Genomic DNA, 21,561 nt, shown 5'->3' with positions numbered 1-21,561 from the left:
ATCGAGGAGTATGGGTGTTGCTGAGCGAGGGCACTGTTCCCGGCGCCTTGGCCGGCGCCGCGCTGCGGGACCGGTCGGCCGACGGCCGCCTGGCGCTCGACGGCCGCTGGACCGCCGACCAGGCCCCGACCGTCGAGGCCGCGGCCGCGCGCATCGCGGCGGCCGGCCGCGCCGGGCCGGTGGCGGTCGACCTGTCGGGGATCGAGCGCCTCGACACGCTCGGCGCCTGGGTCCTGGAGCGGACCCGCGCCGAGATCGAGCAGGCGGGCAGCGCCCTCACCTATCTCGGCGCCCGCCCGGAGCACCGCACCCTGCTGGGCGAGGTCCGGCTGCGCGAGCCGGACGCGCCGCCGCCGCGGCGGCACGGCCCGGTCGTCGGCCTGCTCGACTCCACCGGGCGCCGGACCGTGCAGGGCGGCCGCGAGTTCGTCACCGCCCTCGCGTTCCTGGGCGAGCTGATCGCCGCCTGCGGGCGCGTCGCCCTGCGGCCCGGCACGTTCCGCGGCAACGCCCTGATCAACCAGATCCAGCAGGTGGCGCTCAACGGCACGCCGATCATCGTGCTGATCTCGTTCCTCGTGGGCGGCATCGTCGCCCAGCAGGGCATCTTCCAGCTCCAGCGCTTCGGCGCCCAGACCTTCGTGGTCAACCTGATCGGCCTCCTGATCCTGCGCGAGATGGGCGTGCTGCTCACCTCGATCATGGTCGCCGGCCGCTCCGGCTCGGCGATCACCGCCGAGATCGGCTCCATGCGCATGCGCGAGGAGGTCGACGCGCTCCGGGTCATGGGCCTCGACCCCGTCGAGATCCTGATCGTGCCCCGGGTGCTCGCGCTGATGATCGGCCTGCCGATGCTGACGCTGATCGGCGACCTCGCGGCGCTCGCCGGCGGCGGCCTCACCGCGATGCTCTACGGCGGCCTGACCCTCGACCAGTTCCTGGTCCGGCTCCAGGCGGCGGTGGGCGTCCACCACGTCATGGTCGGCCTGATCAAGGCGCCGTTCATGGCGCTGACGATCGGGGTGATCGCCACGATCGAGGGCTTCGCGGTCGAGGGCTCCGCGGAATCGCTCGGCCGTCACGTCACCGCGTCGGTGGTGAAGTCCATCTTCATGGTCATCGTCCTCGACGGCCTGTTCGCGGTGTTCTTCGCCGCGATCGATTTCTGAGGCCGCCGCGATGAATGCCCCGATGACCGCCTCGCCGAATGGCCCCGCCCCGATCATCCGCGTGCGCGACCTCGTGGTCGGCTTCCGCGACCGCAACATCCTGAAGGGCCTGAGCCTCGACATCCGCGCCGGCGAGATCCTGGGCTTCGTCGGGCCCTCGGGCCAGGGCAAGTCGGTGCTCACCCGGACGATCCTCGGCCTCAACCCGAAGCGGGCCGGGACCATCGAGGTGTTCGGCCGCGACGTCGACGCGCTCACCTACGCGGAGCGGCGCCGGATGGAGCAGCGCTGGGGCGTGCTGTTCCAGCAGGGCGCCCTGTTCTCGGCTCTCACCGTCAAGCAGAACATCCAGGTGCCGATGCGCGAGCACCTGAACCTGTCCGAGCGCCTGCTCGACGAGTTCGCCCGGCTGAAGATCGAGATGGTCGGCCTGAAGCCCGACGCCGCCGACAAGCTGCCCTCGGAATTGTCGGGCGGCATGATCAAGCGCGCGGCGCTCGCCCGCTCCCTGGCGCTCGATCCCGAGATCCTGTTCCTCGACGAGCCGACCTCGGGCCTCGACCCGATCGGCGCGGGCGAGTTCGACGACCTCGTCTCGACCCTCAAGGAGACGCTGGGGCTGACCGTCTTCATGGTCACCCACGACCTCGACAGCCTCTACACCGCCTGCGACCGCATCGCGGCGCTCGGCGACGGCCAGATCATCGCCGCCGGCACGATCGACGAGATGCTGGCGAGCGACCATCCCTGGCTGCGCTCGTACTTCCACGGCAAGCGCGCCCGGACCATCGCGACGGGGGGCGCCTCGGCCCATGCCTGATCCCATGCCTGATCCCGTGCCTGCTCCCGTGCCTGACCCGATGCCCGATCGCCGCCGTCCCACCCAGATCCCGCCCTGCTCCCCTCCGGGAGCCGGGGCTCCAGGCCCGGCCGGATCTCCGCCGGCCAGAACCGCAGGTTGAGCGCATGGAAACCCGCGCGAACTACGCCCTGATCGGGGCCTTCACGATCGCCGTCATCCTGGCGGGCTTCGGCACCGTGCTGTGGCTCTCCGGCGGCTCCTCGCGGCAGGTCAGCCAGCTCGTCCGCATCGTCTTCTCCGGCTCGGTCGGGGGCTTGTCGCGCGGCTCGAGCGTGAACTTCAACGGCATCAAGGTCGGCGAGGTCACCGACATCCGCCTCGCCCCGCAGGATCCCCGCCGGGTGCTCGCCACGATCAAAGTCGATCCCGCGACCCCGCTCCGGGCCGACACCCGCGCCCGCCTCGACTCGGCGATGCTCACCGGCGTCTCGGTGATCTCCCTGTCGGGCGGCAATGCCGACGCGCCGGTGCTGACCCCGATGGCCAACGGCGAGCCGCCGACGATCTTCGCCGATTCCTCCGACATGCAGGACATGATGGCGCTGGCGCGCCAGGTGGCGCAGCGGGCCGACGACATGCTGGCCCGCCTCGACCGGCTGGTCTCCGCCAACGAGGGGGCGATCAACCGGTCGCTGACCAATGTCGAGACCTTCTCGAAGACGCTGGCCGATGCCGGCCCGAACATCTCGGCGCTGGTGAAGGCCGTGGACGGGGCCAAGCTCGGCCGGGTGATCGACAACGCCGACCGCTTCTCGGCCGCCCTGTCCAAGGCCAGCCCCGACATCGAGGCCGGCCTGCACGACGCCCGGCTGCTCGCCGGCAAGCTCAGCGCCTCGGCCGACAAGATCGACGCGGTGCTGAACGGCGCCCAGAGCTTCCTGGGCTCGGCCTCCGGCCAGGAGGGCTCCAGCACCTTCACGGAGATCCGCGCGGCGGCGATCTCGGTGCGCGACGCCGGCAAGGCGTTCCGGACCATGTCGGAGAACCTCGACAAGCGCACCGCCAGCATCTCGGCCAATTTCGGCCGGCTGAGCGGCACCGGCCGCCGGGAGGTCGAGGCCCTGTCGGGCGACGGGCAGCGGACGCTGAGCACCCTCAACCGCACGGTGCGCAGCCTGGAGCGCGACCCGAGCCAGGTGATCTTCGGCGGCAAGCCTTCGTTGCCTGAATACAACGGTGGCCGGTGAAATGCCGCGTCGCCGGGCGGATGTGTCCCGGCGCACGGCACGGATGCCGCAGCGGATTAGTTTTAACCGCATAGCTTATACAGCTCCGCCGTTCGCCGGCGGGGTCCTTCAGGTCATGCGTATGGTCCGCTCGTCCCACATCGCCGCCGCCGCGCTGCTCGCCGCCCTCTTGGGCGGCTGCGGCGGCGCGGCGCCCCTCACCTTCGACCTCGCGGCGCTGCCGGCCGCGGGGCGGCCGATCGCGGCCGGCCGCTCGATCGCGGTCTCGGAGCCGGTGAGCATCCAGCCCTTCGAGGCCGACCGGATCATCGTCCGCGAGAACGGCGGCGCCCTGTCGTTCCTGGGCGGCGGCCAGTGGGCCGACCGGCTGCCGCGCCTGATCCAGACGCGGCTCATCCAGAGCCTGGAGAATTCCGGGCGGCTCCGCTCGGTGAGCCGGCCCGGCGACAAGGTCGTGGCCGACTACCAGCTGATCAGCGAGATCCGCGCCTTCGACGTGCAGTCCGGGACCGGCGAGGCGGTGGTCGACCTGTCGCTGAAGCTCGTGGCCGACGGCACCGGCAGGGTTGCGGCGGCGCGGATCTTCACGGCCCGCGTGCCGGTGTCCAAGATCGATGCCGGCAGCGGCGCCCGCGCCCTCGATCAGGCGCTGAGCATCGTGCTGGCCGACGTGGTGCGCTGGGTGAACAGCGGGCGCTGACGGCCCCGCGGCCGGGCCGCGCCGACGCCCCCGCCGGGGCGGGGCGCTCGCGACGGAACGTCCTCCGAATGCCAGCCGCGCGGATCCGCTCCACGGCCCGACAGGCGCCACGGGTGATGGGACGGGCCCGACGGTGCATCGTGGGCGCGCGGGATTTCCTGCCGATCAATCCGTGTCCCGCGGCGCCGCGGCGGCGTGCGTGGACGGGGCGCGGTTGCGGTTCGCAGCAATCGCGGTCATACGGCTGCCGCGATGCAGACTCTGTTCTCAACTGAAGGTGTATTGGAGAAGGACAAGTTTCGCCTTTGGCGAGATATCTGCGAAGATCGCCTGGTTCCGATGGCGCAGACTTGTCTCAACGACGAGCCCTTTCACGCGACGATCGAGGGGGCCAGTATCGGCGGCCTGGTCTTCACGAAATTCGCGCTGCGCAACCTGCGGGCGGCCACGACGCCGCGCACGCTTCGCCATGAAAACCACAAGACCGACCACCTGTTCATGAGCATCGTGCTCTCGGGACAGGTCCGCGCGGATCAGTACGATCGGTCGAGCACGGATCGGGTCGGCGACTTCTCGATCCGGGATACGAATACACCCTGGACGATCGAGCACAGCGGCTACAGCGAGGTGCTGGCCATCGGGATCCCGCGGGAGCGGCTGGAGAGGGCTCTGGGCTCCGCACGCCTGTTCGCCGGCGTGACTGTCGGCGGCGATCTGCCGACCGCGACCCTGACCCGGTCGTTCCTGGGCAACCTGCTCAGCCTGGGCGACCGGCTGACGCCCCAGGTGGCCGAGAGCATGGTTTCCACGGGGCTCGACCTCATCGTCGCCAGCCTCGCGGAGCGGCTCGCGCGGGAGGCGCAGCGGCCCGTCCAGGACAGCGTCGTGGTGCAGCGCGCCCGGGCCTATCTCGAGGCCCATCTCCACGATCCGACCCTGGACCCGCCCCGGCTCGCGGCCGCGGCCGGCGTGTCCCTGCGCCGGCTGCAGGCCTTGTTCCGCGCGCAGGACCGGCACGTCTCCGACTGGATCTGGCACCGCAGGCTCGAGGCGGCCGCCAAGCGCTTGGCCGATCCGGGCTGCCTCCACATGCCGCTGGGGACCTTGGCGTATGGCTGCGGCTTCCTCAGCCAGTCCCACTTCTCCCGCCGCTTCAAGGAGCGCTACGGCCTGAGCCCCCGCGACTACCGCGTGCGCGCCCTCGCGCGGGGCGCCGAGGGTGGGCCGGAGGGCCGACCGGGCCGCCTCACTCCATCACGGCGGCCTTCATGATCACCACCATGGTGGCCCGGGCCGGACCGTCCGTGCAGCGCACGAGGTGGGGCCGGTCGCAGCGGTAGCGCAGGGTCTCGCCGGCCCGCGCCCGCTGCACGACGCCGCCGATCTCGACCTCGAACGCCCCCTCGGTGACCGAGAGCGACTCCACCGAGCCGCGCTGGTGCGGGTCCGAGTCGAGGACGCCGCCCGGGTCGGCCGTGACCTCGTACCATTGCAGCCACTCGATCGTCTTGAGCCAGCCGATGATCGCCAGCCGCACCTTCCCGTCCTCGGAGACGAGGATCGGCGTGTCGGCCCGGGAGGTCTTCTCGATGAACGGCTCCTCGTCGCCGGCCGCCAACACCCGCTCGATCGACACGTCGAGGGCCTGGGACAGGCGCCAGATCGTCGCCAGCGTCGGGTTGGTCTCGTTGCGCTCGATCTGGCTGATGATCGACTTGGCCACGCCGGACTGCTCGGCGAGTTCCGAGAGCGACAGGTTGTAGGCCTTGCGCAGCCGCTGGATGGTCTTGCCGAGCTGGCCGGAGAGCACCTGCGCGCCGGTCAGCAGGTCGCGCCCGCGCGCCCGGTCGGGCCGTTCCGCCTGATCCTGCATCGTCCCCGATCCGCCTGCACCGTTCCATTATCCGAACGATCGTGCGCTTCTTCAAACGCAATCGACGCCCGGTTGCAAGGCGGCGGGCGGCGTGCGCGGCGGCGTGCGCACCGGAAAGCGGCGGCCGGATCGGCCTCTAAGTCCAGACGGCGTGGAAGTGGTGGACCGGCCCGTGCCCCGTCCCGACCGCGAGGCTGTCCGCCGCCGCGAGGGCGGCCGTGAGGTAGGCCTTGGCCTCCGCCACCGCCTCCGGCAGGGCCAAGCCCTGGGCGAGGCCCGCCGCCACCGCCGCCGAGAGGGTGCAGCCGGTGCCGTGGGTGTTGCGCGTCGCGATCCGCGGCGCCGACAGGGTCCGCAGGGTGCCGTCCGCCGTGACGAGGTGGTCGATGCTCTCGCGCCCCGCGCCGTGGCCGCCCTTGATCAGCACCGCCCGGGCGCCGAGGGCGACCAGCCGCCGCGCCTGGGCCACGATCGCTGCCGCGTCCGCGGCGACGGGCTCGCCGAGGAGCACCGCCGCCTCCGGCAGGTTGGGGGTGATCAGGTCGGCCCGCGGGAGCAGCCGCTCGCGGAGCGTCGCCACGGCGTCGTCGGTGATCAGCCGGTCGCCGCTGGTGGCGACCATCACCGGGTCGAGGACGACCGGGATCGACCCGGCGTGGCGCGCCAGGCCGTCGGCGACCGCCGCGATCACCGCGGTCTGCGACAGCATGCCGATCTTCACCGCCCTCACGGCGAGGTCGGAGAACACGCTGTCGATCTGCCGGGCGACGAACTCCGCCGGCACGTCGTGGATACCCTGGACCCCCGTCGTGTTCTGCGCGGTCAGCGCCGTGATCACGCTGGCGCCGTAGACGCCCAGCGCCGAGAAGGTCTTGAGATCCGCCTGGATGCCGGCGCCGCCGCCGGAATCCGAGCCCGCGATCGTGACCGCGATGGGCGCGGGGCCGCTCATCGGGCGCCGGCCCGCTCCGCCAGGGCGCCGTCGATCCGCGCGCGCAGGTCGCGGGCGCGCTGGCGCACCGACTCCGCGCCGAACAGCGCGGTGATCACCGCGACCCCGTCCGCCCCCGCGGCGACCACCGCGGCGGCGTTGTCGAGCCCGATCCCCGCGATGGCGCCGAGCGGCAGGCCGGCTCCGCGGGCGAGGCGGGCGCGGAAGGCGATGCTGGCGAAGCCGTCGAGGCCCACCGGCGGGTCGGGATTGTCCTTGCTGGTGGTGGCGAACACGCCGCCGATGCAGGCGTAGTCGACGGGCAGCCGGTACAATTCGTCGGCCTGGGCGGGCTTCTTCAGGGTGAGGCCGATGATCGCGCCCTCCCCCAGCAGCCGGCGGGCGTCGGCCGGGTGGAGGTCGCCCTGGCCGAGATGCACCCCGTCGGCTCCGGCCGCGAGGGCGAGGTCGACGCGGTCGTTGACGAGGACCGGGACGCGGCCGCCCACCGCCGCCAGGATCGCCCGGATCCGCGCCAGGGCGGCGCGGGCATCGGCGATGTACTTCTCGCGGTACTGGAGCAGGGTGCAGCCCCCCGCCACCGCCTCGGCGCCGAGCTCCGCCAGCCGCGCCCCGTCGGCGCCGCAGACGCCGACATCGAGGAGCCCGTAGAGCCGCAGGTCGACGGCCCGGCTGCCGGTCGGGGTCGAGGGGGAAGCTGCGGGGGAAGTCGCGCTCGCTGGCATCGCTGTCGTCGCTCGGTCCGCCTCGGCCGGTCCCGTGCCAGCCTACCCGGACCCCTGTTTGGGCAGGGCTCGCGGCGTTGGCAAGCGGCGGGTGGACAGCGGTGCGTCGACGGGCCCCCCCCGCTCCGTCATACGGCGGCGTTGACGCGCGGCGATCCTGTCCCCCTATAGGTGGGATCCGCTACGGCGCATCCCGGGGGACGGACGGTCGAGGAACGATGACGGGTGCCGCGGCGCAGACGGACGCGCGCGGGGGGCAGGCCCCGCCGGAGCGCTCCTCCGTAGGCCTCGTCGCGGTGATCGTCGCCGCGACCAAGGGGGAGCCGCGCGCCCTGACGATCCGGGTCCCCGACCAGGCGCCCGGCCGCGGCGACGGCCTGCCGGCCGGCCCCCTCGTCCCCGAGCACGCCACGCTGGAGCGGGGCCTGCGCGCCTGGGTGGAGCGGCAGACGCACCAGCGCCTCGGCTACGTGGAGCAGCTCTACACCTTCGGCGACCGCGACCGCTCCGGCACGGCGACCCTGTCGGGGGTGCACTCGCTCTCGGTGGCCTATCTGGCGCTCGTCCGCGAGGAGCGGCCGGCGGGGCTCGCCGAGGCCGCGTGGCAGAACTGGTACCGCTACCTGCCCTACGAGGATTTCCGGCAGGGGCGCCCGCGCCAGCTCGACGCCATCGAGGCGCGGCTCGCCGAATGGGCGTCCGAGCCCGCGGACTGCGCCACCCGGACCCGCCGCCTCGACCGCCTCGGCCTGACCTTCGGCATGAACGGCGGTACGTGGAACGAGGAGCGCGTCCTGGAGCGCTACGAGCTGCTGTTCGAGGCCGGGCTGATCCCGGAGGCGCGGGGCAATCCCGGCCCGGCCCTGCCGAACGACCCGACCGGCGTCCCCATGGCGTTCGACCACCGGCGGGTGCTCGCGACCGCGATCGGCCGGCTCCGGGGCAAGATCAAGTACCGCCCGGTGGTGTTCGAGCTGATGCCGCCGGAATTCACCCTGCTGCAGCTGCAGAAGACCGTGGAGGCCCTGTCGGGGACGCAGCTGCACAAGCAGAACTTCCGGCGCCTCGTGGCCCAGCAGGGGCTGGTGGAGGAGACCGAGAGCGTGACCAGCGGCGCCGCCGGCCGGCCGGCGCGGCTGGTGCGCTTCCGCCGGGAGGTGCTGCTGGAGCGCCCGGCCCCGGGCCTGCGGCTGCCGTCGCGGCGGGCGGGGTGACGGCGGTCAGTCTCGCCGCGCCAGGGTGCCGAGCCCGCTCGCGTCGAGCGCGTCCACCGTCACGGCGGCGGCCCGGCCGTCGCTGCCGATGGCGAAGCGGACGGCGGAGGGGCGGTCGGGCGCCTCGGCGTCCGGGAAGCTGAGGAAGAGGTCGCGGTCGAAGTGCCGGAGGGGGTAGCGGCGCGCCCCCGCGGGGCCGACCGTCAGCGTCAGGGCGCCGTCCGCCTCCGCCACCACGGCCTCGCCGACATAGGCGTTGGCGTAGCGTCCGGCATAGGCCGAGAGCGCCAGGGGCGCGGCGGGCGGCGCCGGCGGTGTGCCGTAGGCCGCCTTGTCGGCGGCGATGCCCGGCGCGAACAGGCTCTCGTAGGCCGCGCCCCAGGCCGTCACCCAGTCCCGGCCGACGCGGCCGTCGAAGACGAGGTCGGCGAAGCTGTCGGCCAGCCCCTCCGGCACGCCGGACGGGAAGGCGTTGGTCAGGACGAGGATCCCGAGACCGGCCTCCGGATGGATCGAGACGAGCGTCTGCGCGCCGACGCTGAAGGCGCCCGCGTGGCCCCAGACGAGGCCGTGCCGGCCGTACTCGACGTTCCAGCCGAGGCCGTAGAAGGACGCGCCGCCGGTCACGGGGTTGCGGCCGCGGGCCATGAGCGGGGCGTGCGTCTGCGCCAGGGCCGGGGCCGCGACGCGCTGCGCGCCCTCGAAACGGCCCTTGCCGATCACGAGCCGCAGCCATCGGGAGAGGTCGCGGACATCGCTGCTGACGCCGCCGGCCGGTGCCTGCGCGTCGGGATCGCGCTCGATCTTGGCGGTCCAGACGCCGCCGGCCCGGACGTGGAGCGCCGCGCGGTCGGGCCGGCTGAGGAAATCCGCGTGGGTCGTGCCGGTGGCGGCCATCCCGAGCGGCCGGAACAGCCGGTCCCGGGCCACCGCCTCCCAGGGCTGGCCGGTCGGCTTCGCGGCGGCGACCGCGCCCTCGGTGAAGCCGAAATTGCTGTAGGCGTAGCCGGCGCGGAAGCTGGAGGCGGGCGGCGCGAGGCGCAGCCGGTGCAGGATCGCGTCGCGGCCGAAGCCGATCGCCTCCAGATCGTCGCCGGCGGTCCCCGGCAGGCCGCTGCGATGGTTGAGGAAGTCGCGCACCGTGACCTGCGCGGTCGGGTAGGGCTCGTGCAGCTGGAAGGCGGGATCGAGATCCGCGACGCGCGAATCCCAGTCGACCACCCCGTCGCCCACCAGGGCGGCCACGATCGTCGCGGTGACGGGCTTGGACAGCGAGGCGATCTGGAAGACCGTGTCGGGGCCGACCGGCTCGGGCTTCCCGGCCTGCCTGAGGCCGTATCCCTTCAGGAGGAGCGTCTCGTCGCCGAGGACGACCGCGACCGCGAGGCCCGGCACCGCGCCCGCGTCGACGGCCCGCCGCGCCAGCGCCTCCAGCGCCGGCAGCTGCGCCTCGACCTGCGCCCGCGTCAGCGTCCCGGCGGATCCGGCTCCGGGCCCGGCCGCGATCAGGCCGAGGGCGAGGCACGCGCCGACGAGGCGCCGGCGCGATCGGGCCCGCTGCATGAGTCGTCGATCCCGCCTGAGAGAGCTCGGACCTCGAGAGTGGCATCGTCGGGCCGCCGAAATCAATCGCGCCGCCCCGGGCCGCGCCGCGAATGCGCGGGCCGGCCTGACGGACACGGACGAAGACTGTTCGGGAACCGGGCCGGGCTAGCGGAACGGGTCGGCGCCGGGTGCCGGCTTCACGCCGCGGAGCATCCGGTACAGCGTCCATTCCTCGACGATCTTCCGCCCCGGAAGGGCGCAGAGCCCGATCGTGCCGCCATCGGGCAGCTTCGCGAGGATCGTCTGCCCGCCCATCGTCGCGCAGAAGGCCGAGGCCGGATTCTCCAGCGCGCGGGCCGGCCCGGATCCGGCAAGGGCGGCGCAGACCGCGAGCGCGCGGACAGGCCACGCGGCGGGCGCCCTCCACGGTCCGATCATGCGCGTCATGGGCCGCCCTGCCCTAACCGTAGGTGTGGTCGTCGGCCGGGAACCGGCCGGCCCGGACCTCGTCCGCGTAGGCTTTCACGGCGTCCTCGATGTGGGTCCGCAGGCTCCCGAACTGGCGCACGAATTTCGGCGTGCGCTCGGACAGGCCGAGCATGTCCTCCAGCACCAGGATCTGGCCGTCGCAGACCGCCGAGGCGCCGATGCCGATCGTGGCGGCGGTGACCTGGGGGGAGGTCGCGATCGCCCGCGCCACCGGCTCGACGATGCCCTCGAGCACGATCGCGAAGGCGCCGGCCTCCGAGATGGCGCGGGCATCCTCCAGGAGGCGGCGCTCGTCGTCGGGGGCCCGGCCCTGGACCTTGAAGCCGCCCATCGTGTTCACCGCCTGCGGGGTGAGGCCGATATGGCCCATCACCGGCACGCCGCGCTGGACGAGGAACGCCACCGTCTCGGCGAAATGGGCGCCGCCCTCCATCTTGATCGCGCCGGCGCCGGTCTCCTTGAGAACCCGGGAGGCGCTGAGGAAGGCCTGCTCCCGGCTCGCCTCGTAGGAGCCGAACGGCATGTCGACCACGACCAGCGCCTTCTGCGTGCCGCGGATCACCGCCTGGGCCTGGAGGATCATCATCTCCAGGGTCACGGGGATCGTCGATTCCATCCCGTGCATCACCATGCCGAGGGAATCGCCCACGAGGATGAAGTCGCAATAGGGATCGACGATGCCGGCCGTGTGGGCGTGGTAGGCGGTGAGCGCGATGATCTTGCGCCCCTCGGCCTTGCGCTTGCCGATATCGACCGCCCGGAGCCGTCGGGACTGCACGACCTGCGACATGGTTCAGACCTCATTCCGGCCACTCGGGACGCGGCGCGGGCCCCCTCTCCCGCCCGGGAGAGGGCGCGCCCCGCCACGCGAGCCTTGTTCCGCGGCGTCTCTTACAATGCCCGGCGATGCGGGTCAGCGCCCCGCCTGCGGCTCGGCGCCCGCCTTCCAGTCCGGATCGACCGTCAGGTTCGCGGTCTCGTGCATCTCCTGCCAGCCCTCGACGCCCTCGGGGAACCAGCGCACGCCGGTATAGCCCTTCAGCACCAGCCGCTTGGCGGCGTTCCAGCTGCCCCAGCACTCGACGTGGCAGAACACCACGACGGGCTTCGCCTTGTCGCCCCCGGTCAGCGCCGCGACGCGGGCGTAGAAGAGCGCCTCGCGCGCCGGCGCCAGGGGCTCGGCGCCGGCCTCCGGCATCCAGACGGCGCCGGGGATCGACGGATGCACCGGCAGCCAGAGGCGGCCCTCCGGGAAGTTCGACGGCTTGCGGTCCGGCGCCGCCACGTCGAGCAGCACCGGCTTGTCGGGGCCGGCGATCAGGGCGGCGACGGCGTCGGCGTCGACCACCGCGGCGCCCTTGAGGGTCTGCGGCGTGTAGCCCTTCGGAGGGCCGGCGTAGAGCCCCTCCGGCTCGGGCACGTTCACCGGCGAATCGGCCGGCGCCGCGGCGAGGCAGAGGAGCGCGGCGCAGGCCGCCGCGGCCCGGCCGGTCAGGAGGAGGCGCCGCATGGTCAGTTCGTCGGGCTCGGCGCGGTGAAGCTGTGCTGCCACTGGCCGCCCTGGTTGTCGGAGGCCGCCACCTGGATCGGCTTGCCGTCCGGCTTGAACGCGAAGTTGATCACCGGGTTCGACGCGATCGAGATGTCGCCCGTCATGGTGAAGACCTTCCGGTCGCCCGCCGAGACGGTGAGCTTGTCGATGTAGCGCGCCGGCGTGTAGTCGCGGGTCACCTGGTTCATCTGCATGCCGGAGAAGTTCGGGTGGCGGATCATCAGCGTCGCCTCCACGGGCTTGCCGGCCGCCGTCTCGGCGAACTTCATGCGCATGTCGCCCATGCCCTTCATGGCCTCCTCGTCGCTCATCCCCATCGGGGCCGAGCAGCCGCCGGAGGCCTTCACGAACTGCTTGGCCTCGTAGAGCTTGCCGTCCGTGGTCTCCACCACGGCGTGCATGTCGGTGTAGTTGTTGACCCGCACGCGCAGCTTCAGCTCGGCCGGGTCGGCGGCCGGCCCGAACTCGAACTTGGCCGCGTAGGGCGCCGGGTTGTCGTCGATGATCAGCGAGACCGCCTTGATCTGCCCGTCCTTGGGCATGGTCAGGGTGATCGGAACCAGGGCGGCGTCGAGCGCCCGGGCGGGCGCCTCGATCTTCACGAGGCTGTCGGTCGGGGCGATCTGGCGGTCGCCGAAGATCGACTTGGCGATCTCCTGCCAGCGGGCCGCCCGCTCCTGATCGGTGTCGGAGGCGCCGGCCGCCCGCGCGGCGCCGGCGAGCGGTCCCGACAGCGCCGTCGTCGCCAGGACGAGGCCGAGGGCGAGGCTGGAGAAGGTCTGTCCGATGAAGGTCTGTCCGATCCTGTGCGTCATGGCGTGCCTCCCGATTGGCTTGGATATGGGGATTCTGAAACCTATTCCCACTCGAGTTCCTGGTAGGCCACGGTGACGTTGCGGCCGTTGTAGGTGTCGAACAGGGCCCACTTGTCGCGCTGGTCCGCCGCGACGCTGGTCACGGCCTTCTCGATGGGCACGTCCTTGGCGATCGCCGCCCGGGTGCCGTCGCGCAGGGCGGCCAGGTAGCCGGAGAGGTCGGCGAGCGCCGGGGCGAGGTCGACCGCGACGGGGCCGTGGCCCGGGACGGCCCGGGCGGGACCCATGGCCTTCAGCCGCTCGATCTCGGCGAGCCAGCCCTTGAGGCTGCCGTCGAGGGAGGGGATCCGGTTCACGAACAGCAGGTCGGCGGGGAACAGCAGGCCGCTGCCGGAATCGATCATCGACAGGTCCGAGGTGGTGTGCGCCGGACCGTGCGCCGTGAAGGTCAGGCGGCGGTCGCCGAGGTCGATCTCGGCCGTGTCGGCGACGGTCATGGTCGGGTAGACCACAGGCCCGGTCCGGTCCTCGCCGAGCAGGTCGATCAGCCGCTTGCGGTAGAACTCGCCCCGGGCCGCCAGGGCCTCGGTGAGCTTGGCGTGGCCGATGAAGACCGGCTTGTCCTGGACGAAGGCCCCCGCCCCGAAGACGTGGTCCGGGTGGACGTGGGTCAGAACCACGTGAGTGATCGGCTTGTCCGTGCGCTTGGCGATCTCGGCGCGCAGCCACTGGCCGTCGGCGAGGCTGCCGCCGGACTCGGTCACCACCACGCCGGTCCTGCCGACGAGGAAGCCGATATTGGCGATGGCGTCGGCGTTGTCGGGGGTGGCGTCGGCGATCAGGCCCTTGCGCACGTACAGGCCCGGCCCGACCTCCTCCATCGTGAAGCTCTCGGCGGCGCGGCCCAGCGTCGGCAGGCAGCACAGGCAGAGCCCCGCGAAGAGGGCGTGCCGTCGCGTCGGCCCGGCGGTCTGCACCCGCGGATGGACGGCGCGTGCCGTCATGCCGAAACCTCCCGATCTTGCCCGTTCTTGATTGTCTACCATTAAGTAGGTAGATTGATCGTCCGTCAAGGGGTCGCCGGGAGCCGGTCCCCGCCGCGGCCGCACGTTCGCGTGACTTCGTGCGATGACGGGGGTGAGTTTTGGAGCGACGTTCGCCGCGATGAGGGATACCCGCGCCGAGTTGCTGATGCAGGCCGAGACCCTGGTGCGGGGCCGCGGCTTCGCCGGCTTCAGCTACGCCGACCTCGCGGCGGCGGTGGGCATCCGCAAGGCGAGCATCCACCACCACTTCCCCACCAAGGTCGATCTCGGCGCCGCCCTGGTGGCGGCCTACGCGGCGCGCTACGCCGCGGCCCTGGAGGCGATCCGCCGGGACGTGCCGGACGGGCCGGGCCGGGTCGAGGCCTACGGGCGGCTCTATCTCGGCGGCGTCGAGCAGGGGCTCGGCTGCCTCTGCGCGGCGCTGGCCATCGAGGGCGAGGCCCTGCCCGAGCGCCTGCGCCGGGACGTCGCGGCCTTCTTCGCGGACCATCTCGCGTGGCTGGAAGGCATCCTGCGCGCGGGCCAGGTGGATGGCAGCGTGCGCGGCGGCGCGGATCCGGCGGCGCTCGCCCGCTACGTCGTCGCCACCCTGGAGGGGGCGCTCCTGATGGAGCGCCTGTTCGCGAGCCCCGACGCCTTCCGGGGGACGCTGGCGGTGCTGGTCGACGGCCTCAGGCCGCAGTGAACCGGGCGTAGCCGTCCGCCCGCAGCCGGCAGGCCGGGCAGGTGCCGCAGCCGTAGCCCCAGGGATGCCGCTGCCCGCGCTCGCCGAGGTAGCAGGTGTGGCTCTCCTCGACGATCAGGTCGACCAGCGCCCGCCCGCCGAGGCTCTCGGCCAGCTCCCAGGTCTGCGCCTTGTCGAGCCACATCAGCGGCGTGTGCAGCACGAAGCGCCGCTCCATGCCGAGATTGAGCGCCACCTGCAGGGCCTTGATCGTGTCGTCGCGGCAATCCGGGTAGCCGGAATAGTCGGTCTCGCACATGCCGCCGACCACGTGCCGGAGCCCGCGCCGGTAGGCGAGCGCCGCCGCGAAGGTCAGGAACACGAGGTTGCGGCCGGGCACGAAGGTGTTGGGCAGGCCCGACGCCTCGTAGCCGATCGCGGCCTCCCGGGTCAGCGCCGTCTCGGAGACCTGCCCGAGGGCGTCGAGGGCGAGCGTGTGGTCCTCGCCGAGGCGGGCCGCCCAGGCGGGATCGAGGGCGGTCGTGCCCGCCCGCAGGGCCGCGCGGCGGTCGAGCTCGACCCGGTGGCGCTGGCCGTAGTCGAAGCCGAGGGTCTCGACGTGGTCGAATTGGTCGAGCGCCCAGGCCAGGCAGGTGGCCGAATCCTGGCCCCCGGAGAACAGCACCAGCGCGGCGCGGTCCCCCGGGATGGCGGCGTCACTCGCCATCGTACTCGGCCCAGGACATCGGGGTCTCGGCGACCCGCACGAGCGCGAGGCCCGGCAGGTCCGGCCGGAGGCGCTGCCAGATCCAGGCCGCGATGTTCTCGGCGGTCGGGTTCTCCAGCCCCTCGATCTCGTTGAGGCAGTGGTGGTCGAGCCGGGCGAGCAGCGGCCCGAAGATCGACTCGATGTCGTAGAAGTCGATCACCCAGCCGGTGTGGGGATCGACCGGGCCGGCGACCGTCAGCTCGACCCGGTAGGAATGCCCGTGCATCCGGTGGCAGCGGTGGGTCTCGGGCACGTTCGGCAGCCGGTGGGCCGCCTCGAAGGTGAAGGCTTGGGTGATCTTCATGGACGGTTCGCGGGTGTGGCCGATCTCGCCCCCGCCATAGCGCCGACGGGCGGTCCCGCGCAAAGGCGGGCTGCCCTGCGTTCGGCGGCGCGGCCGGGGATCAGGCCCCGGCGCCGGCTTCCGACCACTGCGCGTACCACGCCTTGAACAGGCGCAGCTGCGTCTCCGCGTAGTGGCGCTGACCGGCGCTGAGCGCGTCGGTGGCGTTGAAGTGCAGCGCGTATTCCGGGTTCCCCTCCAGCACCATCAGGTGCTTGTAGTAGAGGACGAGGTCGGTCCCCTCGTCGAAGCTCGACAGGATCGCCAGCGCGGCGTCGAGTTCCTCGGCCCGGCGCCGGGCCCGGACGTCGCCCGCGGCGGCCTTCTCGCACAGGGCGACGAGGTGGAGCACCTCCCGCGGCAGGACGTTGCCGATGCCCGTGATGGCGCCCCGGGCGCCGCAATTGACGTAGCCGTGCACCACCTGGGTATCCACCCCGACCATCAGGGTGATGTCGGGGGACTGGCCGGTGATGTGCTCGGCCGCGTAGGTGAGCGAGGCCGCGCCGCCGAATTCCTTGAAGCCGACGAGGTGCGGGTGGCGGGCGCGCAGGCGGAAGAACAGGTCCGCCCGGGTCTCGAACCCGTAATAGGGGCTGTTGTAGATCACCGACGGCAGGTCGACGGCCGCCTCCAGGATGCCGCCGAAATGCGCCTCCTGGGCCGCGGCCGAACTGCCGCGCGACAGGACCCGCGGGATGATCATCAGGCCGTGGGCGCCGGCCGCCTTGGCGTGCGCCGCGAGCGCCGCCGCCCGCTTCGGGTTCTGCGCGCCGGTCCCGACGATCACCGGGACGCCGGCGGCGAGCAGCCGCTCGACGCCCGCCATCCGCTCCTCGTCGGTGAGTAGCGGCCAGTCGCCCATCGAGCCGCAGTAGACGACCGCCGACATGCCGGCACCGACGAGCTCCCGCCCCTTGCGCGCCAGGGCGTCGAGGTCGGGCGTCCGGTCCGGCCGGCAGGGCGTCATCAGGGCCGGGATCGTGCCGGAGAAGATGTGTCGATCGAAGGCCATCGCCGGCTCGCCTGCTGGGAGGTGGGATCGTCCCGGCCGGCCCCGCGGGCCTCGCGGGGCGGCACGCCTCTCCATGGCAGCGCCGCGCGAGTCTGGCAAGGATTTTATACAATCTCTGTCGCGCGGGCCGGGACCGGCGCGGCGCCGAGGAAGGCCATCAGCGCGGCGGCGACGTGGTCGATATGGTCGGTCAGGAGGGCGCAGGCGGCCGAGACGTGGCCGTTCCGGCAGAGCCGGACGATCTCGCGGTGCTCGCGGTCGGCCCGCTCCAGCTCGGCGCTGTCGGTGGAGAGCTGGAGGCGGGTGTAGCGGTCGCACTCGGCCAGCAGGGAGCCGACCAGTCCGAGGGCGCGGGGACGATCCGCCCGGCCGTAGAGGAGGAGGTGCAGCTCCGTGTTGAGGGCGCCCCAGCGCGCCGTCGCGCCCGCCCGCAGGGCCGCGGCGTACTCCTCCAAGAGGGTGTCGGCCCGGGCGTAGTCGTCGGCGGTCAGGCGGGGCGCCGAGAGGGCCAGGAGGCGCGGCTCGAGGGCGCCCCGGAGCTCGAGGGCCTCGGCGGCGTCGGCAGCCGAGAGTGGCGCCACCATGGCCCCGCGATGCGGCAGGATCCGCACGAGGCCCTCGGCCTCCAGCTGAAACAGGGCCTCCCGCACCGGGATCCGGCTGGCGCCGAACTCCGCCGCGAGGCCATCCTGGCGGAGCTGCGAGCCGGCCGGATAGCGGCCGTCGAGGATGCGCCGCCGGATCTCGGTCCCGATCGAGCTCGCGATGGTCCGGTTCTTCATCGTCTCGCTCCCGGTCGATCCCGGATGCCCCGCAGGACCCTTGACGGCGGAGCTCCGGTGTTGAAATTGTATAAAATCAATCGGGCAACGGGCTCGATCAGGACAAGGGTGCCCGCGATGACGCTCTCCCGTCGCCAGATTCTGGCCGGAACCGCCGGCGCGGCCGCCGGCCTCGGCCTCCCGCACCTGGTCCGGGCCCAGCCCGGCGGCGGCAGCGTGCTGCGCTTCATCCCGTCGACGCCCCTGCCGTCCCTCGATCCGATCGTCGCCACGAGCTACGTCATCCGCAATCACGGCTATCTCGTCTACGACACGCTGTTCGCCACCGACGAGAATTTCCGCATCCAGCCGCAGATGGTGAGCGAGTGGCAGACCGCGCCCGACGGCCTGCGCTGGACCTTCCATCTCCGCGACGGCCTCACGTTCCACGACGGCTCCCCCGTCGAGGCCAAGGACTGCATCGCGTCCATCGCGCGCTGGTCCAAGCGGGACGCGTTCGGCCAGACCCTGGCGGGCTTCGTGGAGGGGTACGGCCAGGAGGACGCGCGGACCTTCACGGTCGCGCTGAAGAAGCCGTTCCCCCTGCTCCCGGCGGCGCTCGGCAAGCTGTCCTCGAACGTGCCCTTCATCATGCCGGAGCGCGTCGCCCTCCAGGACGCGTCCAAGCCGATCGCCGACGCCACGGGCTCCGGGCCGTGGCGCTTCGAGGCGCGGGAATGGATCCCCGGCCAGAACGCGATCTACACCCGGCACGCCGGCTACCGCCCCCGCGAGGAAGCGCCCTCCTGGGCGGCCGGCGGCAAGGTCGCCAAGGTCGACCGGATCGAGTGGCTCGCCATCACCGAGGCCTCGGCGGCGGTGGGCGCGATGATCCAGGGCGCGGTCGACTGGTACGAGCAGCCGGCGATCGACCTGATCCCCGTCCTCAAGGGCAAGCCGGGGATCGAGATCCGCAACGTGCCGCTCGGGCTGATCCTGCTGATGCGGTTCAACCACACGCAGCCGCCGTTCAACAATCCCGAGATCCGCCGGGCCGTGATGATGGCCATGAAGCAGGACGACTACATGCAGGCGGTGGTCGGCAGCCCCGAATACTACCGGGAGGCCAAGACCTTCTTCACGCCGGGCTCGCCGATGTCGACCGGGGCCGGCGGGGCCGCGGCCATGCAGGCGGACCTCGCCAAGGCCAAGGCGATGCTGGCCAAGGCCGGCTACAAGGGCGAGCGCGTGGTGCTGCTGGCCCCGGCCGACCAGCCGATCGCCTACAACCAGTCGCTGGTGACCCAGGACCTGCTCAAGCAGCTCGGCATGAACGTCGATCTGGTCTCGACCGACTGGGGCAGCTTCATCGCCCGCCGCGGCAACCGCGGGCCGGTCGATGCCGGCGGCTGGTCGCTGTTCCACACCCTCTGGTCGGGGGCCGACGTGCTGAACCCGGCGCTCCACCCACTGATCCGCGCCAACGGTCAGGCGGCGTGGTTCGGCTGGCCGGACGACCCGACCCTGGAGGGCCTGCGCAGCGAGTGGATCGCCACCAGCGACGAGGCGCAGCAGAAGGCGCTCGCCGCACGCATCGAGGAGCGGGCCTTCGCGGTCGTGCCCTACGCCCCGGCAGGCCTCGTGCAGCAGCCGATGGCGGTCAGCGCGAAGCTCAAGGGCATGGTCATGGCCCCGGTGCAGTTCTTCTGGAACATCGAGAAGACCGCCTGAGTCCGGGCGCTCCCGAGGAAGGTTCGTCTTTGCGAGCGCAGCGAAGCAACCCAGGGCAGCGGGCCGCTGATGGGCGTGGCGCCGCTGGATTGCTTCGCTCCGCTCGCAAAGACGCGAGGGCGCAGGTGCCCGCGCGTCTTCAGCCCGCGCCCTTCCCCGACACGCCGGCCTGCGCGAAGGTCGCCATGCCGGTGTGGCAGGCGAGCGCGCCCTTCAGCAGGCCCATCGCCATGCCGGCGCCCGAGGCCTCGCCGAGGCGCATGCCGAGCGCCAGCAGCGGCACCAGCCCGAGCCGCTCCAGAACCTCCGCGTGGGCGCCCTCCGCCGAGACGTGGCCGGCGAGGCAGTGATCGAGGGCATTTGGGTCGGCGGCGTGCAGCACGGCCGCGGCGGCGGTCGCCACGTAGCCGTCGATCACCACCGGGATGCGCTGCAGCCGCGCGGCCAGGATCGCCCCCGCCATGGCGGCGATCTCCCGGCCGCCGAGGCGCGCCAGGACCTGGAGCGGGTCGTCGAGGTGGCCGGCATGGTGCGCGAGCGCCGCCTCCACGGCCGCGACCTTCCGGGACAGGCCGTCCCGGTCGACGCCCGTGCCGCGCCCGACCCAGTGGGCGGGATCGCCGCCGAACAGGGCGGCGTAGAGGGCGGCCGCCACCGTGGTGTTGCCGATGCCCATCTCGCCGATGCCGAGGCAGTCGGTGCCGGCGGCCACCGCCTCCATGCCGAACGCCATGGTGGCGACCGTGGCGCGCTCGTCGAGGGCCGGCCCCTCCGCGATGTCGCCGGTGGGCATGTCGAGGGCGAGGTCGAACACCTTGAAGCCGAGGCCGTAGGCCGCGCAGATCTGGTTGATCGCCCCGCCCCCGGCGGCGAAGTTGTCGAGCATCTGGCGGTTGACCGCGTCCGGGAAGGCCGAGACGCCGCGGCGCGTGACCCCGTGGCTGCCGGCGAAGACGCAGACCAGCGGCCGGTCGAAGGTCGGCGGCGCCTTGCCCTGCCACGCCGCCAGCCACGTCACGAGGCTCTCGAGGCGCCCCAGCGAACCGGCGGGCTTCGTCAGGGTCGCGTCCCGGGCCGCGACGGCTTCCTTCGCCTCCGCGTCGGGGCCCGGCATCGCCTTCAGCAGGTTGCGGATGTCGTCGAAGGGGCCGGGTTCGGGAGCGGTCGTCGAATCGGTCATGGCGGCGATGATTTCCTGTGGGCGCCTCCGGACGGGGAGACTATACGGGAGCGGCGCGCGGTGGCGGGCGGATGCGAGAGGCCGCGATGGACAGGCAGACCGGCGGGGAGGCCGACTGGCCCGGGCGCGGCGCCCTCTACGACCTCGCCGGGTGCCTGCGCTTCTACTCCCGCCTGCCGGTGCCGCAACTGCCCGGCGAGCCGGACCCGCACCGGAGCCCCGACTTCACCACCCTGCCGCGGATGCTGCCGCTGGCCGGCCTGATCCTGGCGCTGCCCGCCGCCCTGGTGCTGGCGGCCGGCTGGGCCGTCGGGCTCGGGCCGTTCCTGGCCGCGACCCTCGCGGTGGCGGTCGCCGTGGTGGCGACCGGTGCCCTCCACGAGGACGGGCTCGCGGACGTCGCCGACGGGTTCGGCGGCGGCGCCACGCGGGAGCGCCGCCTGGAGATCATGCGCGACAGCCGGATCGGGGCCTACGGCGGCGCCGCCCTGGTCCTGGCGCTGGCCCTGCGGATCGGCGCCCTGGCGACGCTCCTCGACCGGATCGGCCACGCGGCCGTGGCCGGCCTGATCCTGGCGGCCGCCCTGTCGCGGGTCGCCGCCCTCGCCCCGATGGCGCTGCTCGCGCCGGCGCGGCCGGGCGGCCTCTCCGCCTCGGTCGGCCGCCCGGGCCGGGCGAGTCTCGCCACCGCGCTCGGCCTCGGCGCGGTGCTGGCGCTCGGCGCCGTGCCCCTCGGCCTGCCCCTCGGCGGCGTCGCGCTGATGATCCTGTGCGCCGGCCTCGCGGCCCTGGGCCTGACCCGGCTGGCGCGCGCCAGGATCGGCGGCCAGACCGGCGACGTCATCGGCGCCTGCCAGCAGGTCGCGGAGATCGCCGCCCTGCTGGCCCTGGTGGCGGCGACGGCGGGCGTGGCGGATTGAGGGAGGCCGCCGCGTCTTGACCCGGCCACGATCCCCCGGCCAAGGATCA

At 73.0% G+C, this 21,561-nt stretch carries 23 protein-coding genes; 9 read left to right on the top strand and 14 right to left on the bottom strand.

Translation table 11 applies throughout. The features are described from left to right. Positions 1-14: 14 nt before the first annotated feature. From H288_RS0109435 to H288_RS0109415, 5 genes are all read left to right on the top strand, one after another. The gene (locus H288_RS0109435; RefSeq protein WP_026604795.1) at positions 15-1,169 is read left to right on the top strand and encodes an MlaE family lipid ABC transporter permease subunit; all 1,155 of its coding nucleotides are present in this window, start codon (positions 15-17) and stop codon (positions 1,167-1,169) included. Between the two features lie 10 nt (positions 1,170-1,179). Further along, the gene (locus tag H288_RS0109430; RefSeq protein ID WP_020092339.1) at positions 1,180-1,989 is read left to right on the top strand and encodes an ATP-binding cassette domain-containing protein; all 810 of its coding nucleotides are present in this window, start codon (positions 1,180-1,182) and stop codon (positions 1,987-1,989) included. A 146-nt stretch (positions 1,990-2,135) separates the two neighbouring features. Beyond that, positions 2,136-3,218, top strand: a complete 1,083-nt coding sequence (locus tag H288_RS0109425; RefSeq protein WP_020092338.1) for an MlaD family protein — start codon at positions 2,136-2,138, stop codon at positions 3,216-3,218. A 121-nt stretch (positions 3,219-3,339) separates the two neighbouring features. Beyond that, positions 3,340-3,918 carry an ABC-type transport auxiliary lipoprotein family protein gene (locus H288_RS0109420; protein WP_020092337.1) on the top strand — a complete coding sequence of 193 codons (579 nt, stop codon included), beginning with the start codon at positions 3,340-3,342 and terminating at the stop codon, positions 3,916-3,918. Between the two features lie 252 nt (positions 3,919-4,170). Next, a complete protein-coding gene (locus tag H288_RS0109415) occupies positions 4,171-5,190 on the top strand; it encodes a helix-turn-helix domain-containing protein (protein ID WP_042673838.1) in 1,020 nt (339 codons plus the stop codon). On the opposite strand, the gene H288_RS0109410 is transcribed toward H288_RS0109415, so the two are convergent. From H288_RS0109410 to thiE, 3 genes are all read right to left on the bottom strand, one after another. Further along, complete coding sequence (locus H288_RS0109410) at positions 5,165-5,791, bottom strand: XRE family transcriptional regulator (protein WP_020092335.1); 627 nt, start codon at positions 5,789-5,791, stop codon at positions 5,165-5,167. The genes H288_RS0109415 and H288_RS0109410 overlap by 26 nt on opposite strands. 136 nt (positions 5,792-5,927) lie before the next feature. Beyond that, complete coding sequence (gene thiD / locus H288_RS0109405; protein ID WP_020092334.1) at positions 5,928-6,743, bottom strand: bifunctional hydroxymethylpyrimidine kinase/phosphomethylpyrimidine kinase; 816 nt, start codon at positions 6,741-6,743, stop codon at positions 5,928-5,930. Then, positions 6,740-7,468, bottom strand: a complete 729-nt coding sequence (thiE, locus tag H288_RS0109400; RefSeq protein WP_020092333.1) for a thiamine phosphate synthase — start codon at positions 7,466-7,468, stop codon at positions 6,740-6,742. The genes thiD and thiE overlap by 4 nt, the downstream gene beginning before the upstream one ends. 218 nt (positions 7,469-7,686) lie before the next feature. On the opposite strand from thiE, the gene H288_RS0109395 reads away from it, so the two are divergent. Next, positions 7,687-8,682 (top strand): membrane protein, encoded by a 996-nt coding sequence (locus H288_RS0109395; RefSeq protein ID WP_020092332.1) that lies wholly within the window; start codon positions 7,687-7,689, stop codon positions 8,680-8,682. Positions 8,683-8,688: 6 nt separating this feature from the next. On the opposite strand, the gene H288_RS0109390 is transcribed toward H288_RS0109395, so the two are convergent. The 6 genes from H288_RS0109390 to H288_RS0109365 all read right to left on the bottom strand — a co-directional run bounded on the left by H288_RS0109390 (position 8,689) and on the right by H288_RS0109365 (position 14,087). After that, positions 8,689-10,245, bottom strand: coding sequence for a serine hydrolase (locus tag H288_RS0109390; protein ID WP_020092331.1), 1,557 nt, complete (start codon positions 10,243-10,245; stop codon positions 8,689-8,691). Positions 10,246-10,392: 147 nt separating this feature from the next. Next, the gene (locus tag H288_RS0109385; protein ID WP_020092330.1) at positions 10,393-10,674 is read right to left on the bottom strand and encodes a DUF333 domain-containing protein; all 282 of its coding nucleotides are present in this window, start codon (positions 10,672-10,674) and stop codon (positions 10,393-10,395) included. 13 nt (positions 10,675-10,687) lie between these two features. Next, positions 10,688-11,506 carry a 3-methyl-2-oxobutanoate hydroxymethyltransferase gene (panB, locus tag H288_RS0109380; protein ID WP_020092329.1) on the bottom strand — a complete coding sequence of 273 codons (819 nt, stop codon included), beginning with the start codon at positions 11,504-11,506 and terminating at the stop codon, positions 10,688-10,690. A 123-nt stretch (positions 11,507-11,629) separates the two neighbouring features. Next, positions 11,630-12,226, bottom strand: a complete 597-nt coding sequence (locus H288_RS0109375) for a rhodanese-like domain-containing protein (RefSeq protein ID WP_020092328.1) — start codon at positions 12,224-12,226, stop codon at positions 11,630-11,632. 2 nt (positions 12,227-12,228) lie between these two features. After that, the gene (locus H288_RS0109370; protein ID WP_020092327.1) at positions 12,229-13,083 is read right to left on the bottom strand and encodes a quinoprotein dehydrogenase-associated SoxYZ-like carrier; all 855 of its coding nucleotides are present in this window, start codon (positions 13,081-13,083) and stop codon (positions 12,229-12,231) included. A 41-nt stretch (positions 13,084-13,124) separates the two neighbouring features. Continuing rightward, positions 13,125-14,087: a quinoprotein relay system zinc metallohydrolase 2 gene (locus tag H288_RS0109365; RefSeq protein ID WP_020092326.1), complete on the bottom strand. Its 963-nt coding sequence runs from the start codon at positions 14,085-14,087 to the stop codon at positions 13,125-13,127. A gap of 160 nt (positions 14,088-14,247) precedes the next feature. Here H288_RS0109365 and H288_RS0109360 point away from each other — a divergent pair, with 160 nt between their 5' ends. Further along, positions 14,248-14,814, top strand: coding sequence for a TetR/AcrR family transcriptional regulator (locus H288_RS0109360; protein ID WP_026604793.1), 567 nt, complete (start codon positions 14,248-14,250; stop codon positions 14,812-14,814). Here the strand turns inward: H288_RS0109360 and queC are convergent. The 4 genes from queC to H288_RS32245 all read right to left on the bottom strand — a co-directional run bounded on the left by queC (position 14,801) and on the right by H288_RS32245 (position 17,702). Then, positions 14,801-15,520 (bottom strand): 7-cyano-7-deazaguanine synthase QueC, encoded by a 720-nt coding sequence (gene queC, locus H288_RS0109355; protein ID WP_020092324.1) that lies wholly within the window; start codon positions 15,518-15,520, stop codon positions 14,801-14,803. The genes H288_RS0109360 and queC overlap by 14 nt on opposite strands. Beyond that, a complete protein-coding gene (queD, locus tag H288_RS0109350) occupies positions 15,510-15,866 on the bottom strand; it encodes a 6-carboxytetrahydropterin synthase QueD (RefSeq protein WP_020092323.1) in 357 nt (118 codons plus the stop codon). The genes queC and queD overlap by 11 nt, the downstream gene beginning before the upstream one ends. Before the next feature lie 100 nt (positions 15,867-15,966). Beyond that, positions 15,967-16,920, bottom strand: coding sequence for a dihydrodipicolinate synthase family protein (locus H288_RS0109345; RefSeq protein WP_020092322.1), 954 nt, complete (start codon positions 16,918-16,920; stop codon positions 15,967-15,969). Between the two features lie 104 nt (positions 16,921-17,024). Further along, the gene (locus H288_RS32245; RefSeq protein ID WP_020092321.1) at positions 17,025-17,702 is read right to left on the bottom strand and encodes a GntR family transcriptional regulator; all 678 of its coding nucleotides are present in this window, start codon (positions 17,700-17,702) and stop codon (positions 17,025-17,027) included. Between the two features lie 117 nt (positions 17,703-17,819). On the opposite strand from H288_RS32245, the gene H288_RS0109335 reads away from it, so the two are divergent. After that, positions 17,820-19,412 carry an ABC transporter substrate-binding protein gene (locus tag H288_RS0109335; protein WP_020092320.1) on the top strand — a complete coding sequence of 531 codons (1,593 nt, stop codon included), beginning with the start codon at positions 17,820-17,822 and terminating at the stop codon, positions 19,410-19,412. Positions 19,413-19,551: 139 nt separating this feature from the next. On the opposite strand, the gene cobT is transcribed toward H288_RS0109335, so the two are convergent. Beyond that, a complete protein-coding gene (cobT, locus tag H288_RS0109330; protein WP_020092319.1) occupies positions 19,552-20,592 on the bottom strand; it encodes a nicotinate-nucleotide--dimethylbenzimidazole phosphoribosyltransferase in 1,041 nt (346 codons plus the stop codon). A gap of 86 nt (positions 20,593-20,678) precedes the next feature. Here cobT and cobS point away from each other — a divergent pair, with 86 nt between their 5' ends. Then, complete coding sequence (gene cobS / locus H288_RS0109325) at positions 20,679-21,512, top strand: adenosylcobinamide-GDP ribazoletransferase (RefSeq protein WP_020092318.1); 834 nt, start codon at positions 20,679-20,681, stop codon at positions 21,510-21,512. Positions 21,513-21,561: the final 49 nt, after the last annotated feature.

Source organism: Methylobacterium sp. 285MFTsu5.1, from assembly GCF_000383455.1.
Classification (GTDB): Bacteria; Pseudomonadota; Alphaproteobacteria; order Rhizobiales; family Beijerinckiaceae; genus Methylobacterium.
This window is presented reverse-complemented; position numbering and strand designations above follow the sequence as displayed.

Bases quoted from the DNA above. Each gene is read 5' to 3' on its own strand.
- H288_RS0109430 (WP_020092339.1), top strand. From the start codon at position 1,180: ATGAATGCCCCGATGACCGCCTCGCCGAATGGCCCCGCCCCGATCATC.
- H288_RS0109425 (WP_020092338.1), top strand. From the start codon at position 2,136: ATGGAAACCCGCGCGAACTACGCCCTGATCGGGGCCTTCACGATCGCC.
- H288_RS0109420 (WP_020092337.1), top strand. From the start codon at position 3,340: ATGGTCCGCTCGTCCCACATCGCCGCCGCCGCGCTGCTCGCCGCCCTC.
- H288_RS0109415 (WP_042673838.1), top strand. From the start codon at position 4,171: ATGCAGACTCTGTTCTCAACTGAAGGTGTATTGGAGAAGGACAAGTTT.
- H288_RS0109410 (WP_020092335.1), bottom strand. From the start codon at position 5,791: ATGCAGGATCAGGCGGAACGGCCCGACCGGGCGCGCGGGCGCGACCTG.
- thiD (WP_020092334.1), bottom strand. From the start codon at position 6,743: ATGAGCGGCCCCGCGCCCATCGCGGTCACGATCGCGGGCTCGGATTCC.
- thiE (WP_020092333.1), bottom strand. From the start codon at position 7,468: ATGCCAGCGAGCGCGACTTCCCCCGCAGCTTCCCCCTCGACCCCGACC.
- H288_RS0109395 (WP_020092332.1), top strand. From the start codon at position 7,687: ATGACGGGTGCCGCGGCGCAGACGGACGCGCGCGGGGGGCAGGCCCCG.
- H288_RS0109390 (WP_020092331.1), bottom strand. From the start codon at position 10,245: ATGCAGCGGGCCCGATCGCGCCGGCGCCTCGTCGGCGCGTGCCTCGCC.
- H288_RS0109385 (WP_020092330.1), bottom strand. From the start codon at position 10,674: ATGACGCGCATGATCGGACCGTGGAGGGCGCCCGCCGCGTGGCCTGTC.
- panB (WP_020092329.1), bottom strand. From the start codon at position 11,506: ATGTCGCAGGTCGTGCAGTCCCGACGGCTCCGGGCGGTCGATATCGGC.
- H288_RS0109375 (WP_020092328.1), bottom strand. From the start codon at position 12,226: ATGCGGCGCCTCCTCCTGACCGGCCGGGCCGCGGCGGCCTGCGCCGCG.
- H288_RS0109370 (WP_020092327.1), bottom strand. From the start codon at position 13,083: ATGACGCACAGGATCGGACAGACCTTCATCGGACAGACCTTCTCCAGC.
- H288_RS0109365 (WP_020092326.1), bottom strand. From the start codon at position 14,087: ATGACGGCACGCGCCGTCCATCCGCGGGTGCAGACCGCCGGGCCGACG.
- H288_RS0109360 (WP_026604793.1), top strand. From the start codon at position 14,248: ATGAGGGATACCCGCGCCGAGTTGCTGATGCAGGCCGAGACCCTGGTG.
- queC (WP_020092324.1), bottom strand. From the start codon at position 15,520: ATGGCGAGTGACGCCGCCATCCCGGGGGACCGCGCCGCGCTGGTGCTG.
- queD (WP_020092323.1), bottom strand. From the start codon at position 15,866: ATGAAGATCACCCAAGCCTTCACCTTCGAGGCGGCCCACCGGCTGCCG.
- H288_RS0109345 (WP_020092322.1), bottom strand. From the start codon at position 16,920: ATGGCCTTCGATCGACACATCTTCTCCGGCACGATCCCGGCCCTGATG.
- H288_RS32245 (WP_020092321.1), bottom strand. From the start codon at position 17,702: ATGAAGAACCGGACCATCGCGAGCTCGATCGGGACCGAGATCCGGCGG.
- H288_RS0109335 (WP_020092320.1), top strand. From the start codon at position 17,820: ATGACGCTCTCCCGTCGCCAGATTCTGGCCGGAACCGCCGGCGCGGCC.
- cobT (WP_020092319.1), bottom strand. From the start codon at position 20,592: ATGACCGATTCGACGACCGCTCCCGAACCCGGCCCCTTCGACGACATC.
- cobS (WP_020092318.1), top strand. From the start codon at position 20,679: ATGGACAGGCAGACCGGCGGGGAGGCCGACTGGCCCGGGCGCGGCGCC.